This window comes from Paraburkholderia sacchari (assembly GCF_000785435.2).
GTDB lineage: Bacteria > Pseudomonadota > Gammaproteobacteria > Burkholderiales > Burkholderiaceae > Paraburkholderia > Paraburkholderia sacchari.
In genome coordinates this window covers 57,707-72,641 of sequence record NZ_JTDB02000009.1, presented here as the reverse complement: position 1 = coordinate 72,641, position 14,935 = coordinate 57,707, and the positions used below count along the sequence as shown (strand labels likewise).

The 14,935-nt window shown below is 67.5% G+C and carries 16 protein-coding genes; 5 read left to right on the top strand and 11 right to left on the bottom strand.

Translation table 11 applies throughout. The annotated features are described in order from the left end of the window. The first annotated feature begins 27 nt into the window (after nt 1-27). Nucleotides 28-1,248 carry an acetate/propionate family kinase gene (locus NH14_RS26280; RefSeq protein WP_035529828.1) on the top strand — a complete coding sequence of 407 codons (1,221 nt, stop codon included), beginning with the start codon at nt 28-30 and terminating at the stop codon, nt 1,246-1,248. A 33-nt stretch (nt 1,249-1,281) separates the two neighbouring features. On the opposite strand, the gene NH14_RS26275 is transcribed toward NH14_RS26280, so the two are convergent. From NH14_RS26275 to NH14_RS26225, 11 genes are all read right to left on the bottom strand, one after another. Further along, entirely contained in the window at nt 1,282-2,760 is a 1,479-nt protein-coding gene (locus NH14_RS26275; RefSeq protein WP_035529830.1) for a PAS domain-containing protein, read from the bottom strand. Further along, nucleotides 2,757-3,209 (bottom strand): response regulator, encoded by a 453-nt coding sequence (locus NH14_RS26270; protein WP_035529832.1) that lies wholly within the window; start codon nt 3,207-3,209, stop codon nt 2,757-2,759. The genes NH14_RS26275 and NH14_RS26270 overlap by 4 nt, the downstream gene beginning before the upstream one ends. A 26-nt stretch (nt 3,210-3,235) precedes the next feature. Next, a complete protein-coding gene (locus NH14_RS26265; RefSeq protein WP_052148240.1) occupies nt 3,236-5,251 on the bottom strand; it encodes a sensor histidine kinase in 2,016 nt (671 codons plus the stop codon). Between the two features lie 177 nt (nt 5,252-5,428). After that, complete coding sequence (locus NH14_RS26260) at nt 5,429-7,759, bottom strand: FAD-dependent oxidoreductase (RefSeq protein ID WP_052148241.1); 2,331 nt, start codon at nt 7,757-7,759, stop codon at nt 5,429-5,431. Beyond that, the gene (locus tag NH14_RS26255) at nt 7,756-8,280 is read right to left on the bottom strand and encodes a flavodoxin family protein (RefSeq protein ID WP_035529836.1); all 525 of its coding nucleotides are present in this window, start codon (nt 8,278-8,280) and stop codon (nt 7,756-7,758) included. The genes NH14_RS26260 and NH14_RS26255 overlap by 4 nt, the downstream gene beginning before the upstream one ends. A gap of 24 nt (nt 8,281-8,304) precedes the next feature. Then, entirely contained in the window at nt 8,305-8,772 is a 468-nt protein-coding gene (locus tag NH14_RS26250; RefSeq protein WP_035529839.1) for a CBS domain-containing protein, read from the bottom strand. Continuing rightward, nucleotides 8,769-8,996, bottom strand: coding sequence for a hypothetical protein (locus NH14_RS26245; RefSeq protein ID WP_035529841.1), 228 nt, complete (start codon nt 8,994-8,996; stop codon nt 8,769-8,771). Before NH14_RS26245 ends, NH14_RS26250 begins: the two co-directional genes overlap by 4 nt. Beyond that, entirely contained in the window at nt 8,996-9,670 is a 675-nt protein-coding gene (locus tag NH14_RS26240; protein WP_035529842.1) for a BON domain-containing protein, read from the bottom strand. Before NH14_RS26240 ends, NH14_RS26245 begins: the two co-directional genes overlap by 1 nt. A 17-nt stretch (nt 9,671-9,687) precedes the next feature. Further along, nucleotides 9,688-10,152, bottom strand: coding sequence for a hypothetical protein (locus NH14_RS26235; RefSeq protein ID WP_035529845.1), 465 nt, complete (start codon nt 10,150-10,152; stop codon nt 9,688-9,690). Nucleotides 10,153-10,202: 50 nt separating this feature from the next. Continuing rightward, nucleotides 10,203-11,087: an LOG family protein gene (locus NH14_RS26230; protein ID WP_035529848.1), complete on the bottom strand. Its 885-nt coding sequence runs from the start codon at nt 11,085-11,087 to the stop codon at nt 10,203-10,205. After that, nucleotides 11,084-11,692 (bottom strand): NAD(P)H-dependent oxidoreductase, encoded by a 609-nt coding sequence (locus NH14_RS26225; RefSeq protein WP_035529850.1) that lies wholly within the window; start codon nt 11,690-11,692, stop codon nt 11,084-11,086. Before NH14_RS26225 ends, NH14_RS26230 begins: the two co-directional genes overlap by 4 nt. A 247-nt stretch (nt 11,693-11,939) precedes the next feature. Here NH14_RS26225 and NH14_RS26220 point away from each other — a divergent pair, with 247 nt between their 5' ends. From NH14_RS26220 to NH14_RS26205, 4 genes are all read left to right on the top strand, one after another. Beyond that, nucleotides 11,940-12,590, top strand: coding sequence for a nitroreductase family protein (locus tag NH14_RS26220; RefSeq protein ID WP_035529987.1), 651 nt, complete (start codon nt 11,940-11,942; stop codon nt 12,588-12,590). Between the two features lie 37 nt (nt 12,591-12,627). Then, a complete protein-coding gene (locus NH14_RS26215; RefSeq protein ID WP_035529852.1) occupies nt 12,628-13,095 on the top strand; it encodes a hypothetical protein in 468 nt (155 codons plus the stop codon). Between the two features lie 121 nt (nt 13,096-13,216). Then, the gene (locus tag NH14_RS26210) at nt 13,217-13,594 is read left to right on the top strand and encodes a hypothetical protein (RefSeq protein WP_052148242.1); all 378 of its coding nucleotides are present in this window, start codon (nt 13,217-13,219) and stop codon (nt 13,592-13,594) included. Between the two features lie 171 nt (nt 13,595-13,765). Beyond that, on the top strand, nt 13,766-14,929 hold the full coding sequence (locus NH14_RS26205) for a sigma-70 family RNA polymerase sigma factor (protein WP_237179768.1): 1,164 nt from the start codon (nt 13,766-13,768) through the stop codon (nt 14,927-14,929). Nucleotides 14,930-14,935 lie beyond the last annotated feature (6 nt).

Below are 14,935 nucleotides of genomic sequence, written 5' to 3'. Positions count from 1 at the left end.
GCGCCTGAACCCGCACCGGGGAGACCCATGCGCACGCTTGCACTGCTTGTCATCAACGCTGGTTCGTCGAGCGTCAAGTTCGCCGTGTTCGCCTGGCCTGCGCACGGCGACCCGCAGCGCCAGCCGCTGCACGAAGGCGAAGCGATCGACACCGCCGATGGCATGGCGATCCGCCTTGACGCGGCCCCCGCGCGCCCGCTGCACAAGGCGCCCGGCGAGGACCCGTTTCGCCGGGTCCTCCGCGAGATCGTCGAATGGATGCGCGAGCGGCTCCCGCATCTCACGCTGGGCGCCGTCGCGCATCGCGTGGTGCACGGCGGCGCGCAGTACGCGGCGCCGGCGATCGTGGACGCCGGCGTGCTCGGCGCGCTGCGCCGGCTCACGCCGCTCGCGCCTTTGCATCAGCCGCATGGCCTCGATGCCATCGAGCTGTTGCGCATCGCCTTCGCGGGCGTCCCGCAGATTGCGGTATTCGACACGGCGTTCCACCGCACGCTGCCGCGCAACGAGCAACTGCTGCCGCTGCCGCATGCGTGGTTCGACAAGGGCGTGCGCCGCTACGGCTTTCATGGCTTGTCCTACGAATACCTGAGCGTCGCGCTCGACGAGGCCTTCGGCGCGCGCGCCCAGGGCCGCGTGATCGCGGCGCACCTGGGCGGCGGCGCGAGCTTGTGCGCCATGCGCGCGCTGCGCAGCGTCGCGACGACGATGGGGTTTTCCGCGCTCGACGGTCTGATGATGGGCACGCGCTGCGGCACGCTCGATCCCGGCGCCGTGCTGCATCTGCTCGACGTCGAGCACCTCAGCCACGAAGCGCTCGGCCAGATCCTCTACAACGAGTCGGGGCTCAAGGGCGTGTCCGGCATTTCGTCCGATCCGCGCGAGCTGCTGGCGCGCGAGGCTAGCGGCGACGCCCGCGCGCACGACGCGCTCGCGCTGTACGCGCACCGGATCGTGCGCGAGACGGGCGCGCTCGCCGCGCTGCTGGGCGGTCTCGACATGCTGGTCTTCACCGCCGGCATCGGCGAGCATTGCGCGGCTTTGCGCGAACGGATCTGCGCGGCGCTCGGCTGGCTCGGCATCGAGCTGGACCCGGCGGCCAATGCCGCGAACGCGCACGTGATCTCGCACGCGTCGAGCGCGGTGACGGTGGTGGTCGAGCCGACCAACGAGGCGTGGATTGCCGCGCGCGACGCGATCCGGCTGCTGCATGCCCGGCAGCAGCAGGTTGCGGGAACGGGAACGTGAAGCGCGGCGCGCCTTCCCGGCGCGCCCTGTGCCTCAATCCGGCTCCGCCGCCTCGACGATGGCAAGCGGCATCGCGATTTTCACCGCGAAACCGCGGCCCGGCGCGGTCTCGATGGCGAGCTTCCCGCCCAGGCGCTCGGCCCGCTCGCGCATGCCCAGCAATCCGAACGATTTGAGGCCCGGTCGAACTTCGTTGGCGGCGCCGTGGCCGTTATCCGCAATGTTCACGCTGCAATCGGTTGCGCCGCGCACGATCTCGACGCGGACTTCGGTCGCGTTCGCGTGGCGCGCGATATTCGTCAGGGCTTCCTGGATCATGCGGAACACCGCCGTGGCGCTCTCGCGATTGAACGCGATCGCGTCTGCGTCGATGTTGGCGACCACCTCGATCCCGTACCGGGTCGAGAACTCCTCGATCAGCCAGCCGACTGCGGGAATCAGGCCAAGGTCATCGAGCATGCGCGGACGCAGGTCCGAAGCGATGCGCCGCACCGAGGCGACGATCTGGTCGATCATCGTGTTGAGCCTGCCGATCTCGCCCTGGTCCGTGCCGGCCCCGGCCCTTCTGAGCCGGTTTTCGAGCAGCCCCGTTTCGAGCTTGAGCGCGGTGAGTTGCTGCCCAAGGTCGTCGTGCATTTCGCGCGCGATGCGCGCCTTCTCCTCTTCCCTGACACGCTGGATGTTCGCGGAAAGCCGCTTGAGCTCCTCGCGCGACTCCCGCAGCGCCTCCTCCGCACGCCGCCGATCGGTGATGTCCACGATCCAGCCCACCATCCGGTAAGGCTCGCCCGCGCTATTCCACAGCGCCTGCCCCCGCGACAGAATCCAGCGCAGCTCGCCCGATTTCGTGCGCACCCGATACTCCACGCTATAGGCGCCCTGGTGCGCGAGATGCGCCTCGAGCGCGGAGGTCACGCGCTCGATGTCGTCGGGATGAATCGCATAGCGGTGCACCCGGATGTCGCTGGGCAGTTCGTCCTCGGCATAGCCGAGGATTTCGCAGAAGTGCGGCGAGAAATACACCGCGTTGCTGCGCGGGTCCCAGTCCCAGAGCCCGGCAGCCGCGCCGCTGACCGCCAGCTGAAACCGCTCCTCGCTGGCCGCCAGCACGGTCGACACGCGCTGCCGCTCGATCGCGTAGCGGATCGCGCGGCTCAACAGCATGGGCTGGATTTCCCGCTTGAGGAGGTAGTCCTGCGCTCCGTCTTGAATCGCCAGCAGGCCGGCCGACATGTCGTCGAGCCCGGTCAGCACGAGCACGGGTGTCTCCGGCTTTTGAAGATGGAGCGCGTGGAAGGTATCAAGACCCTGCGAATCCGGCAGCCCCAGGTCGAGCAGCACCACGTCGAAGGGCGTCGCCCGCAGGTGCGCCAGCGCCGCCGACAATTGCTCCGCGTGCACCAGCACCGGCGCGAATTCCGGGACGTCCGCGAGCGCCTCGCGGATCAGGAACGCGTCGGTCGGATTGTCCTCGACAAGCAGGACGCGAAGCTCTTCAAGCGCAACGCTCATTGCTCTCCGGGTGGCAGCGTGACCACGCCGAACCAGAATTCGCTGATGCTGCGCACCACGTCTGCAAACCTCGCGAAATCCACCGGCTTCGCGATGTAGCAGTTGGCATGCAGTCCATAGGATTTCGCCACGTCCTCCTCGGACCTGGAGGTGGTCAGGATCACGACCGGAATGTTGCGCAGATCGGCGTCGTCCTTCAGTTCCTGAAGCACCTCCCTGCCGCTCTTCTTGGGCAGGTTCAAATCCAGAATGATGAGTCCCGGCCGGCGCGCGGCGTGGTACGGACCCTCGCGGCGCAGGTAGGCCATCGCCGCGACGCCGTCGTCCACGACCCGCAGCGGGTTGAGCACCCTGTGGTACTCCAGCCCCTCGCGCGTCATCATCACGTCCGTCGGGCTGTCCTCGACGAGCAGAATTTCGACAAGGCCGTCAAACGCATTGCGTGACATCGGCTCGCTCCTTCCGGGTTGCGCGGTTATCGCGATTCGCTCCCGCCTTGCCCCGGCAGCGTGAAAAAGAACGTCGTGCCCTTGCCCGGTTCGGATTCGACCCAGATCCGGCCGCCGTGACGCTCCACGATGCGCTTGCACAGCGCGAGTCCGATACCAGTGCCCGGATAATCGCGTCGGGTATGCAGGCGCTGAAAAATCAGGAAGATCCGTTCGAAATATTGTGCGTCGATACCAATGCCGTAGTCTTTCACGCGGAACTGCCAAACGCCGCCGCGCGGTTCGGCGCCCACGCGAATCTCCACTGGCCCTTCCTTGCGCCGGAACTTGATCGCGTTGCCCACCAGGTTCTGGAACAGCAGCGAAAGCTGGGGCGCAATGGCGCGCACCGTGGGAAGCGGCCCACGATGCACCTGTGCGCCGGCTTCCTCGATGGCCGTGCTCAAATTCTTCAGAGCGTAGTCGAGCGCGGCCTCGCACTCCGTCGGCTGGAACACATTTTCGGCCCGTCCCACGCGCGAATACGTCAGAAGATCCTCGATCAGCGCCTGCATGCGCGCGGCGCCTTCAACGGCGTGGCCGATGTATTCGTCCGCCCGCGCGTCCAGTTGCCCCTCGTAGCGCCGCTGCAGAAGCTGCAACGGTCCGGCGACGGCGCGCAGCGGCTCTTGCAGGTCGTGCGAGGCGACGTATGCGAACTGCTCCAGGTCGCGATTGGAGCGGGCGAGCTCGTCGGTACGCTCTTGCAGCGCGTCCTCGGCGCGCCTGCGCTCAGTAATGTCGACGACCGCGGCCAGAACGAACATGCCTTCGTCGGTCTCGATCGGATTGAGGCCGATTTCCACCGGAAACTCGCTGCCGTCGCGGTGCAGGCCGTAGAGATGCCGCCCGGTGCCCATCGGCCGGCTCTTCGGGTCGCCGAAGAAGGCCGCGCGCCAGGCGGGATGGCCCGCCCGCAGTCTCGCCGGCACGAGCTCGTCGATGCCAAGACCGAGCAACTCGTCGCGCGAGTAGCCGAACACGCGCTCCGCCTGCGAATTCACGAGCACGATATGGCCGGCGCGGTTCACCATGATCATGGCGTTGGGCGCGGCCTCCACGACGAGCCTGAGCCGCTCCTCCGCCCGTTTGCGTTCGCTGATGTCGGTGGAAATGCCGCCGATCGCGACCGTGCGGCCTTCGGCGTCGCGAATCGGAAAGCTCACGGAAAGGAAGGTGTGCAGCTGGCCGTCGAGCGTGACCTCCTCCTCCCGCTCGTCGACTTCTCCCGCCAGCACCCGCTCGTCCGCCTCGCGGAACGCGAGCGCGCGCCTGGCCGTAAACAGTGCCTCGTCCGTACTGCCCAGCGCACGCCCCCGTTCGATGTGAAAAACCGCTTCGAAGCGCCGGTTGACGAGCGCGTAACGGCGATCCAGCTGTTTGACTGTGACCACGGTGGCGGCGTTATCGACGATCGACTGGAGCCGCTGCTGGCTGTCGCGCATTTCCCGTTCCGCGCGCTCGTGGTCCGCGGACTTGCGGCGCAGCGCTTCGTTGGCGCTTTCGAGTTCCGCCGTGCGCTGCGCGACCCGCTCTTCGAGTTCGCGCGTGAGCGAACGCAGCCGCTCTTCCGCAGCCTGGCGCGCGGCGACCTCGCGCACGAGATCGCGGTTCGTTTGATAAAGCCGCTTCGGGCTCGGCAACGCGAGCGCTTTCGGAATCAGCGGCCACATGGCGGCGGCGGTCGCCAGCGAAGCCAGCGCCGTGACGGTCTTGACGCCCGCATCCAGCCAATAGACGGGGTGCCAGATGTCGACGATGGCGAGCAAATGCGTGGTACCGCAGGCGAGGATGAACACCGCGAACATAAGGAACAGCCAACTGAACGGAAGATCGGTGCGGCGGCGCGCGAACGACCACAGCACCACCGGTATCGAATAATAGGAAAGCGCGATGACCGCGTCGGATCCCACGTATGTCCAGATCAGCGGGAGCGACCAGTGCAGACAATAGCCGTGAGGGATGAAATCCGAGGTTGCAAGGAATTGAGCAATGGCGTCCACGCTTCGTTCCCTCCCAACGATGGACTTTCGGACTGCTCCAGGTTACGCGCGGCTGGCAATCGACTGAGGTAAGCGATCAGATAAAGCCCGAAAAAGGTCCGCGCCGTGGCTCAAGCGAAGCACTTATCAAGATTAGGCACCGGAATTGCGTGATTCAAGGGATGGAGCGATGCGCGGCTAGCTCCGCACCTCGTCGGGGTGGCCGACGACCGCCCCCTCGCCGCGCGTCATGGCAGCGCCCGTGGCGAGCACGTCGAACGCCGCCGCGCGGCCCAGCTCCCTGAGCGTCGAGATCGATTCCGCCGAAAAATCGAAGTCGCGCGCAAACGTCGCGCGGCCCGGCGCGGGACCATCGAGCGCGATGCGGTGGATGCTCACCGGCGCGTGGCTGCCCATCAGCCGGATGTACTCCGGCGACTGCCGCACGCGCGCGGCGCTCGCGGCGTCGAGCTGGGCGGCGATGCGCTCGACGAGGTCGCGGAAGTCGTTGGCATGCTCCTCGAAGCGCAAATCATTGCGCACGCGGTCCGCATAAACGATCTCGTCCCGGCGCAGCATGACCTCGAAGAGGTTCTGCGGCAGCGGCCGCTCGCCGGAGAACAGATCGACAACGAACACGCGCCCCGCCACCTGCCCGCAGCGCTCGATCACGAGATCGAGCGGCGAATTGCTGACGATGCCGCCGTCCCAGTACGCGCGGCCCTCGATCTGGGTCCACGGCATCGCCGGGGGCAGGCTGCCGCTGGCGAGCAGATGCTCGGGCGCGAGGCGCTCGACGTAGCTGTCGAAGATGCGCCGCTCGCCGCTGGCGACGTCCACGGCGCCGATCAGCAGCCGTGTGGGGCTCGCCGCCAGCGCGTCGAAATCGACGTAGCGGCGCAGCAGCGCAAGCATCGGCCCGGTATCGTAGAAGCTCGTCCACCACGGCGCGTAGCTGCCGATGCCGGGCCACCAGCGCGGCCGCAAGAAATTGGGCACGCCGAACAGCGCGAGATGCCAGGCGAGCGCGCCTTGCCGCAGGTCCGCGCAGGGCTGCGGCGCTGCCACGCCCTCGATCGACAGTTCGCGCCAGAACGCGTCGAGCGCCTCGGCCGCGTGTCCGGGATGGCTCGCGGCGATCGCGCCGTTGAACGCGCCGATGGACACGGCCGAGATGATGTCGGGGCGCACGCCATGCGATTCCAGCGCGGCGATCGCGCCGCCCTCGAACGCCCCGAGCGCGCCGCCGCCCTGCAGGATGAGCACGGTCTGCGAAGGCAGGGCGCTCAGCCGCGAGCCCGCTTGCGCGAGCATCTCGCGGCTGCCTTCGAGATTGCGCCGGTGGCGGATCATCTCTGCGGCGGCTACCGCTTCGTCCGGGCTCACGCCGATCGAGAACATCGCACGCAGTACGTGGTGCTTCATGAACAGCACCGAGTACGGCGCGAGCGGGAATTCGCCGCGCTCCACGACCTCCTGGGCGCCGGACGGGTCGCCGAGCAGGTTATAGGGCACGTCGAACACGTCGCCATAGAAGATCGAGACCTCGCGATACGGCATGCGCGCGCCGCGCACGTTGCGCGCCGCGAGGCGCCCCTGGCGCGCCGCGTTGTCCCAGTGCTCGATGCGCCGGCGCACGCCCGGCACCGGGTCGTGAAAATTCGCCACGTCGCCGGCCGCATAGACGTTCGGGTCGGACGATTGCAGGCATTCGTCGACAAGCACGCCATCATTCGTCGCAATGCCGCTGCCCGCGAGAAACGCGCAGTTCGGCACCACGCCGGTCGCGACCACCACGAGGTCGCACGCGAGCACGCGGCCATCGCCCAGCACCGCGCCGTCGACCCGGTGGCTGCCCGTGAAGCGCGCGAGCGTGAGCCCGGTCAACACTTCGACGCCGTGCTGCGCGGCGAGCTTCGCAAAGCGCTCCGAAAGCAGCGCCGAATGCAGCTGCGGCAGGATCTGCTCCGAGCGCTCGACGAGCGTCACGTCAAGGCCCAGCTCGCGCAGAGCCGCCGCCGCCTCGACGCCGGCGAAACCCGCGCCGATCACGAGCGCGCGGCGCTTGCCCGCCGCATCGGCGCGCAGCGCGACGGCGTCGCCGATATCGTGCAGACGGTGCACGCCCGCCAGCGCCGCGCCCGGCACGTCCAGCACGCATGGCGCGGCGCCAGTCGCGATCAGCAGCTTGCCGTAGCCTACTGCGCTGCCGTCTTCGAGCTGCACGCGGCGCGCGGCGCAATCGAGCGCAGCGGCCCGCGCGTGCAGCAGCAGCACGATGTTCTGCCTTTCGTAGAAGTCGGCGGGGTGAATCGTGAGCCGCGCCGCGCTGCTCTTTCCCATGAGAAAGCTCTTGGTGAGCGGCGGACGCCAGTACGGCAGGACCGGCTCGCCGCACAGGATCGCGATGCTCGCGCCCGGCGCCTCGTGGCGCAGCGCACGCGCCGCAGACACGCCGGCGATGCCGCCGCCCACGAGCACGTAATCGAAGCGCTGCTCGCGCACCGCCTGCTCCGACGCCATGTTCATCGGGGCACCGCCTCGCGTTCGCGCGCGGCCAGCGCGTCCTTGATCGCGAGCACGAAGCGGGCCACCTTCTCCACCGCCACATCGCGCTGCATGTCGCGCGCGGAAATCGCGCAGGTGGCGAGCGGCGCAAGGTGCGCGAGCTTCTGCATCTGCGCGAATGTGTCTTCGCTGCCGCGCGAGCCCATCGTGCAGAAAAACGCCGTGGCGCGCACTTCGTGCGCGTGCTGCGCCAGCCAGGTCGCGACTGGCGTGGAGGCGCGGGCGGCCCACACCGGCGTGCCGATCAGCACCACGTCGTAATTCGCGAGCGCGTGCGTCATCGGCCGCAAATGCGCGGGGCGCTTGCGGACCACATCGAGAATCGAGCACAGGAATCCGAACGGTCCCGCGCGCCGCCCGAACTCGACCTCCTGCAGCCGTTCGTAATCGCCTTCCAGCTCGGCGGCAAGCCGCCCGGCAAACTCGGCCGTGGTCTCGCTGCGCGAATAGAAAACCACGAGGATGCGTGATGAAGCGCTCATGGGAACCTCCTCGATGCTTCGCGGCTACTCGGACGAACTCGGCTCGCCGCGGTGTTTCGCTTCGAAATGTTGCTGGCGTGCCGCGATGAGACGCAGCTCGTCGAGCAGATTCGCGGCCGCATGAAGCAGGTCGTCGAGCGAGACGATGCCCACCAGTGCGCCGTCTTCGCCGACCACGGGCAACCGTCGCACGCCGTGCAGACGCATGCGCTTCGCGAGCAGCCAGAAGTCGTCGGTGCCATGCGCGAGCACGGCGGGCGCCGACATCACGTCTCCGGCATAGAGCTTCGCCGGCGACGCATCCTGGCTCACCACGGCCAGCACGATATCGCGATCGGTGAGCATGCCGACCGGCACGCGCACGCCTGCCTCATCGCTCACCACCACGAGATCGCCCGCGTGCAGCGCGCGCATTCTGGCTGCCGCTTCGACGATGGATGCTTGCGGGCCGCACGTGGCGACCTCGCGTGTACATAGCGCTAAAGCGTTCATTGCGCCCCCTTCCATTCGGCCTGAAGTTGTGAGCACGGGGCCGGCTGGCTCGCCTGCTCGCAGGCGAGCGCGTTGTCGGCAGCCGCTTGGGCGGCGAGCGCACCGACGATGCCCTGCAAGGACACGCCGCATCGCTCGACGACGATGAACCCCGCGCAAGCAATGGCCGACGCCGTCACCACGCCGAACGCCAGCCATTCGAATCGGCGAAACATGCGATCCATCACAGTGCTCCTTGCGTTGCCATTCCTTCGACCTGCAGAAGATCGACGATCGCCCGCACGCCCGGCGTCGCCTTCGCCGCCCCGCACACGAGCCGCCGCTCGGCGTGCGAGGCGACCTTGCCGGTCAGGATGGCGGTGCCGTCGTCGATCTCGATCCCGATGTGCTTCGCTTCGCGATCCCCGTGCCGCTGGATCGCATCGCGAATGCCGCTAGCGATGTCCTCGGCCGAAGCCACGCCGCGGATGCGGATTTTGTCGGTGACCCCGGTTACGCCGCGCATGCGCGCGATCGCGCTTAGCGCAGCGTGGCTCTGGTAGCCCCAGTCGCAATCGCCCAGCAACGTGACCCAGCCCTTCTCGACCTGCACCTGCACGTTCTGGTTGTTCAGGCCGACGGTCCATTCGAGAATCGAGCGCACCGTGTTGGCGATGTCCTCGTCGCTGCGCGCATCGTGGCGCGGCAGACGCACCTCCATTTCGACGACGATCCCGCGCACGCCCGCGACTCTGCCCGCCGCGCGCTCCGCCGCGATTTTCTGCGCGAAGCTGGCCGGATGCCCCGACAGGGTGACCACCCCGTTCGACACTTCCACGCCGATCTCCGCGAGATTGATCGACTTGTCCCACGCGAACTCGGCTTCCACGTCGCGCTTCAATTCGATATCGGTTTTCATGGCTCGCCACTCCTGATTTAAATGCTGATATAGCCGCGGAAGCACCACGGCAGCGGCATCTGCTGCGGCGCGGGCGAAGCGCCCGGCTGCTCCACGCAACTGCCAAAGAAGCCCGGCGCGCCATCGGCGGAAAAGACCGGCACGAACGCGAACGCGTCGTTCACCCGGATGAGGAAATCGCGGTTGTAACGCGACGGCGCAAAGATCTCGATCGACTGGAAGAACGCGCGGTCATGCGCCATTTCACGCACCTCCCGCGCGGCCGGCCCGCGCATGTCGTAGCGCGCCGGCAGCTCGTCGCTGCGCGTGCCGCGCCGCACCGCCTCGCAGGGACTGAAGACCAGTTCGACGCCCGGGTACGGCAGACAATGCGGCTGCTGTGCGACCGGCCCTTCGGGGCCAAGCAGAAGAGGCGGATACGCCCACATCGACATATTGACCACCGGGGTTCTGCGCGAAAAATATTCTGCGAGCCAATTCATCACTCCTCCTTGCCTCGAAAACACCGCGGACGCCTGCGTCCGCATGCGGTTCATCCTCTTGCGTCGTACCACCCGCGGATGGCCGACCAGATTTGCTCCGCGCTCTCGCAAAAGCGAAAGAGCGCGAGATCGCCCGGCGCGATCATTCCTTCCGCGGCCATCAAGTCGAAATCCACGAGCGCGCGCCAGTAGGCTTCGCCCACCAGCACCACCGGGATCGGCTCGATCTTGCGGGTCTGCAAAAGCGTCAGGACTTCGAATAGTTCGTCGCAGGTTCCGTAGCCGCCCGGAAAGAACACGGCGGCTTTCGCCTTCTCCAGCAGATGCAGCTTGCGGATGGCGAAGTAGTGAAACCGGAAGCACAGCTCGGGCGTCAGATACGGGTTTGGAAGCTGATCGCGCGGCAACGCGATGTTCATGCCGACGGTAAGCGAGTGGCTTTCGAACGCACCGCGATTGGCCGCTTCCATGATGCCTGGGCCGCCGCCCGTGACGACCGTGAGCCGCGCAAGCGTGGGCGTCGCATCGGAGGCGCCCACCAGCCGCCCGAACTCGCGCGCGATTTCGTAATAGACGCTGTGGCGGACCTGCGCCTCGGCCGCGCAAACGGCGCGGTGGGATTGCGCATCGGCGGGATCCGCTTCGAGCCGCGCGCGCGCTTCGGCCAGCATGCGGCGCGCGCGAGCGGGGGCTTCAACGCGCGTGCTTCCGTACACCACGACCGTGTCGCGAATGCCGAACTGCTGCAACGCCTCGGCGGCTTTCCAGTAATCGAGCTGCAGGCGCACGCCGCACATTTCGGGGCGGCGCAGGAACGCGCTGTCCTCGTCGGCCTGAACGTAGGTCGGGCTCTCGATCAGCCGGCGCACGCGCGGCGGCAGTGCTTGGCGCGCCTTTCGGGCAGGACGCCGCGCACGCCTCGCAATCGCGTTCATGCTGCCGGCACCGAGGCGAAGTGCTCGCGCACGAACTCGCGCACGCGCGAGAGATCGGCGGCGGCAGCCGAAGGGCTCATCGCCGGTCCGACTTCGTCGATGTGCAGATGCCCGACTAGCTCGAACCCGGCCGCGCCGAAGATATGCGTGTCCTGCAGCAGTTCCAGCGCCTGCCAACGGCCGTCCTGCACGAGCGCGGCGAGCGGCGCGCCCGACACCGTGACCACCGCCGCCCGGCGCCCGGACAGCAGGCCGCGCAGTTTGCCCTGCTCCACCTCGTAGGCGAAGCCGCGGCTGAATACGCGGTCGATGTAGCCCTTCATCATCGCGGGCATCGACATCCACCAGAGCGGATAAACAACCGTCACGACATCGGCCGCGAGCACGTCCTCCTGCGCGATCAGCACGTCGGCCATGCGAATGTGCACGTCCTTCCCGTCGATCAGTTCGCGTGCGGACAGCACGGGATCGAACCCCATCCGGTAAAGGTCGTGCACGCGCACGTCGCAGCCCGCGCGGATCAGCTCGCCGACGTAGGTCCGCGCGAGGCTCATGGTGAAGCTGTCTTCCACCGGATGCGCGACCACAATCAGGTGCTTCTTCATGGCGAGGGCTCCTTTTACATGCGAGGTGCACAGCACGTTCGCTGCACCGACACGTCGATCGTGCGCGCCATCGGCGCTATCCAATTGACACATATCAACGATGCGGATTGCGGGCGGCGCACGCGGGTGGTCTACGGTCGCGACACGCTGCACAGCCCTGATTGATCTGAGTCAATCGCGCACCCGCCCCTGGCGTCGAGACTGAAGCGGCAAACGGATGCCGGCCGCGAGCCACCTGGAGAACGCCATGACCGAATTTCAACGCATCGACTACCAGCCTGTGCCGCTGCTGCCGCCCGCTCCCGCGAGCGGCGAAGCGCTCGCCTTCATCGACCTGCCGCGCCCGCGACACGACGCCGGCGCGCCCCTGATGAAAGCGCTCGTGCAGCGCAAGAGCACCCGCATGTACGCGGACACGCCCATGACGCTCGACACATTGGGCGAACTGCTCTGGGCCGCGAATGGCGTGAACCGCCCCGAAACCGGCGGCCACACCGCGCCCTCCGCGCATGGCTTCAATGAGATCGATGTCTATGTCGCGCTGCCTCACGGCGTCTATCGCTATGAGCCCGATCTCAACCGGCTTGCGCTCAAGCACGCCGTCGACGCGCGCAACATGACGGGCTATCAGGACTTCGTGGGCAAGGCGCCGCTCGATCTCGTGTACGTGCTGCGAGGCTCGCAGGTGCTCGCCGCGCCGCGCCAGCAGCGCGAACTGTTCGCGGCCATTGCCACCGGCGCGATCTGCCAGAACGTCTCGCTCTACTGCGCCTCCGAGGGGCTCGCCACCGTCGTGCGCGGCTGGATCAACCATCGGCTGCTAGCCGATGCTCTGCGCCTGAACGAGGACGAGACGCCGATTCTCGCGCAGACCGTCGGCAGGCCGGCGGCGGCGTAAGCGGCCCAGGCCGCGCTCGCGAACCGGGAAGCTGGCGATGACTACGCGCGTGGACTTGACCGCCGTTCAGGAGATCTACCGTCTCTGCTATGTGCGCGCGCCGTGGGCGTATTTCACGCGCGTGCCGCTCGATCAGCAATGGGGCGACCATTGGGAGCACTCGCCCTATACGTCCGAGGCGTCCGAGGCGTCCGAGGCGTCCGAGGCCGGCTTGCCCTATGGCGGCGAATCCGACCAGATTCTCAAGCTCGCCTTCGACGGGCCGCTGCTCACGCCGGAAACGGGCGAGCACGCGCACCCCTACAGCGTGCAGGAGATCAACGACCGGCGCGCGCCCTGGCTGCGCACCGACAGTTATTTCGGCGGCCCGCCCGTGCACATCATGGCGGGCGCGACGCTCCAGCGCTTCACCGAGTTGGTCGAACTCGCGGGCGGGACCGTCTATGCCCCGGTCGGATGGGGACAGTTGCCGGCGCTGGGGGCAAAGCCGGCGGCGGCTTGCTGAGATGCCCGCGCCGCCTTTGTGCAATTGCGCGCAGAAGTTCGCGACCCGGAACTTCTGCATCTGTCCGCCCGGTGCGGGTGCGTCGAACGGGCCAGAATCTGTGATCCGCGAGGAGTGAATCATGAAAGATGCTTACGAGCGCCGGGCCTTGCTGCTGCAACTCGGCGATGTTCTGAAGATGCTCGACTACATCAAGGCGCACGTTCGCGACGCCCAGACCGTCGGCGATCTGGTCCGCAATTACGAGGCGCTGGCGGGCATTGCGCTGCTGGACAGCGTCGCCCAGACCATGACGGTCAGCGAGCTCGAATACCGCGCCTTGCGCGCGTTTTGCCGTTGGCCGCAGTTGCTGCTGGACGAGCCGCTCGACCATGGCGCGCTCGCGGCGCCCGTGAGAGCACTGCTTTTCGAAGACAACCCGTATGGGTGGGAAACCTGGACCGCGAGCCTCGCACGCGACGTGCCATGGCTGGGCACGGCATCGGCCGTTCCGGCATGACGCGAGAGTTCGCACGCACTGCGGTTTTCCCTTGTTGAATCGCGCACGACCGCCCCAAGATGCACGCCATCAGACAGGCCGTCGCGAATGGGTGTTCGTGAACGAACGGCCGCTGTCATGCGGGAGCCATCCGTCCTCCCGATTAGCAGTACGGTTTATTCCGTGATCGACATGAAGACCGAAGGCCACCAGCAGCACACCGACATGAGCATGGAGCGCATCGAGCGTCTGCTCGATGCGCCCCTTTATCCGCAAGGTCCGCAACCGGGCGCCCTCCAGCCATTGAGTCCGGAGGCCGGGCCGCGGGACATTGCCGTCGCCGACGACACTCTTGTGCTGTTTCGCGCGCGCATGCATGCGGTGCCGTTGCTGTCGCGCGATCAGGAAGTCGCACTGGCGCAGGAAATCGAGGCGGCGCGCCGCGATATCCTGCATGCGCTCGGCACGCTCGGCACAAGCGCGCCGAGCGCCGAAGCATCCGGCGAATGGCCGTCGGATGTCGTCGAAGCGGTCTGCGACGCGCTCGTCGCCATGCACCGCGAGACACCCGCCGCCCCCGAAACGCATGAGCAACTCGCGCACTTGAACGCGGCGCGCGGGCGTCTGCGCGAAGCAACGCGCAAGCTCTTCGAAGCCAATCTGCGGCTCGTGTATTCGATCGCGCGACGCTACGAGAATCGCGGCATCGACCTGCCCGACCTGGTGCAGGACGGCAGTATCGGCTTGATGCGCGCCGTCGAGCGCTTCGAATACCAGCGCGGCTTCAAGTTCTCCACCTACGCGACGTGGTGGATCCGCCAGGCGGTGTCGCGCGCCGTGGCCGACCGCGGGCGCACCATCCGGGTGCCGGTTCATATGGGCGGCCAGCTCGCGCGCGTGCGACGCGCGCGCGAACGTATTCGCGAGCAAACGGGCCACGAGCCGGACCTTGCCGATATCGCATCGGCCAGCGGCATCGAAGACGCCAAAGTGCGCGCATTGCTGGCGATTCCCGGCGAGCCGGCATCGCTCGACATTCTGCTGCCCGACGGCGAAACGGAGCTGATCGAGCTGGTTCCCGACCGAGCGGCAGCCACGCCGCTCGATACGCTCGCCCATGCGCGCATGCGCGAACTCGTGCAAGCACTGCTGGACGAGATGCCCGCCGAGCAAGCGGATATAGTGCGCCGGCGCTTCGGAATTGGCGGCGTCGAGCCCGAAACCTACGACGAAATCGCGAAGCGCGCGGGTGTCTCGCGCGAACAGGTCCGCCGCATCGAGCAGCGGGCGCTCGATGCGTTGCGCGCCTCGGCGCGCGCTAGCGCAGCGCACGACTATCTCGAGCCGGGGCACTAGGCGCAC

Bases quoted from the DNA above. Each gene is read 5' to 3' on its own strand.
- NH14_RS26230 (WP_035529848.1), bottom strand. From the start codon at position 11,087: ATGAACGCGATTGCGAGGCGTGCGCGGCGTCCTGCCCGAAAGGCGCGC.
- NH14_RS26205 (WP_237179768.1), top strand. From the start codon at position 13,766: ATGAAGACCGAAGGCCACCAGCAGCACACCGACATGAGCATGGAGCGC.
- NH14_RS26225 (WP_035529850.1), bottom strand. From the start codon at position 11,692: ATGAAGAAGCACCTGATTGTGGTCGCGCATCCGGTGGAAGACAGCTTC.
- NH14_RS26270 (WP_035529832.1), bottom strand. From the start codon at position 3,209: ATGTCACGCAATGCGTTTGACGGCCTTGTCGAAATTCTGCTCGTCGAG.
- NH14_RS26235 (WP_035529845.1), bottom strand. From the start codon at position 10,152: ATGAATTGGCTCGCAGAATATTTTTCGCGCAGAACCCCGGTGGTCAAT.
- NH14_RS26280 (WP_035529828.1), top strand. From the start codon at position 28: ATGCGCACGCTTGCACTGCTTGTCATCAACGCTGGTTCGTCGAGCGTC.
- NH14_RS26220 (WP_035529987.1), top strand. From the start codon at position 11,940: ATGACCGAATTTCAACGCATCGACTACCAGCCTGTGCCGCTGCTGCCG.
- NH14_RS26210 (WP_052148242.1), top strand. From the start codon at position 13,217: ATGAAAGATGCTTACGAGCGCCGGGCCTTGCTGCTGCAACTCGGCGAT.
- NH14_RS26240 (WP_035529842.1), bottom strand. From the start codon at position 9,670: ATGAAAACCGATATCGAATTGAAGCGCGACGTGGAAGCCGAGTTCGCG.
- NH14_RS26275 (WP_035529830.1), bottom strand. From the start codon at position 2,760: ATGAGCGTTGCGCTTGAAGAGCTTCGCGTCCTGCTTGTCGAGGACAAT.
- NH14_RS26255 (WP_035529836.1), bottom strand. From the start codon at position 8,280: ATGAGCGCTTCATCACGCATCCTCGTGGTTTTCTATTCGCGCAGCGAG.
- NH14_RS26215 (WP_035529852.1), top strand. From the start codon at position 12,628: ATGACTACGCGCGTGGACTTGACCGCCGTTCAGGAGATCTACCGTCTC.
- NH14_RS26250 (WP_035529839.1), bottom strand. From the start codon at position 8,772: ATGAACGCTTTAGCGCTATGTACACGCGAGGTCGCCACGTGCGGCCCG.
- NH14_RS26245 (WP_035529841.1), bottom strand. From the start codon at position 8,996: ATGGATCGCATGTTTCGCCGATTCGAATGGCTGGCGTTCGGCGTGGTG.
- NH14_RS26260 (WP_052148241.1), bottom strand. From the start codon at position 7,759: ATGAACATGGCGTCGGAGCAGGCGGTGCGCGAGCAGCGCTTCGATTAC.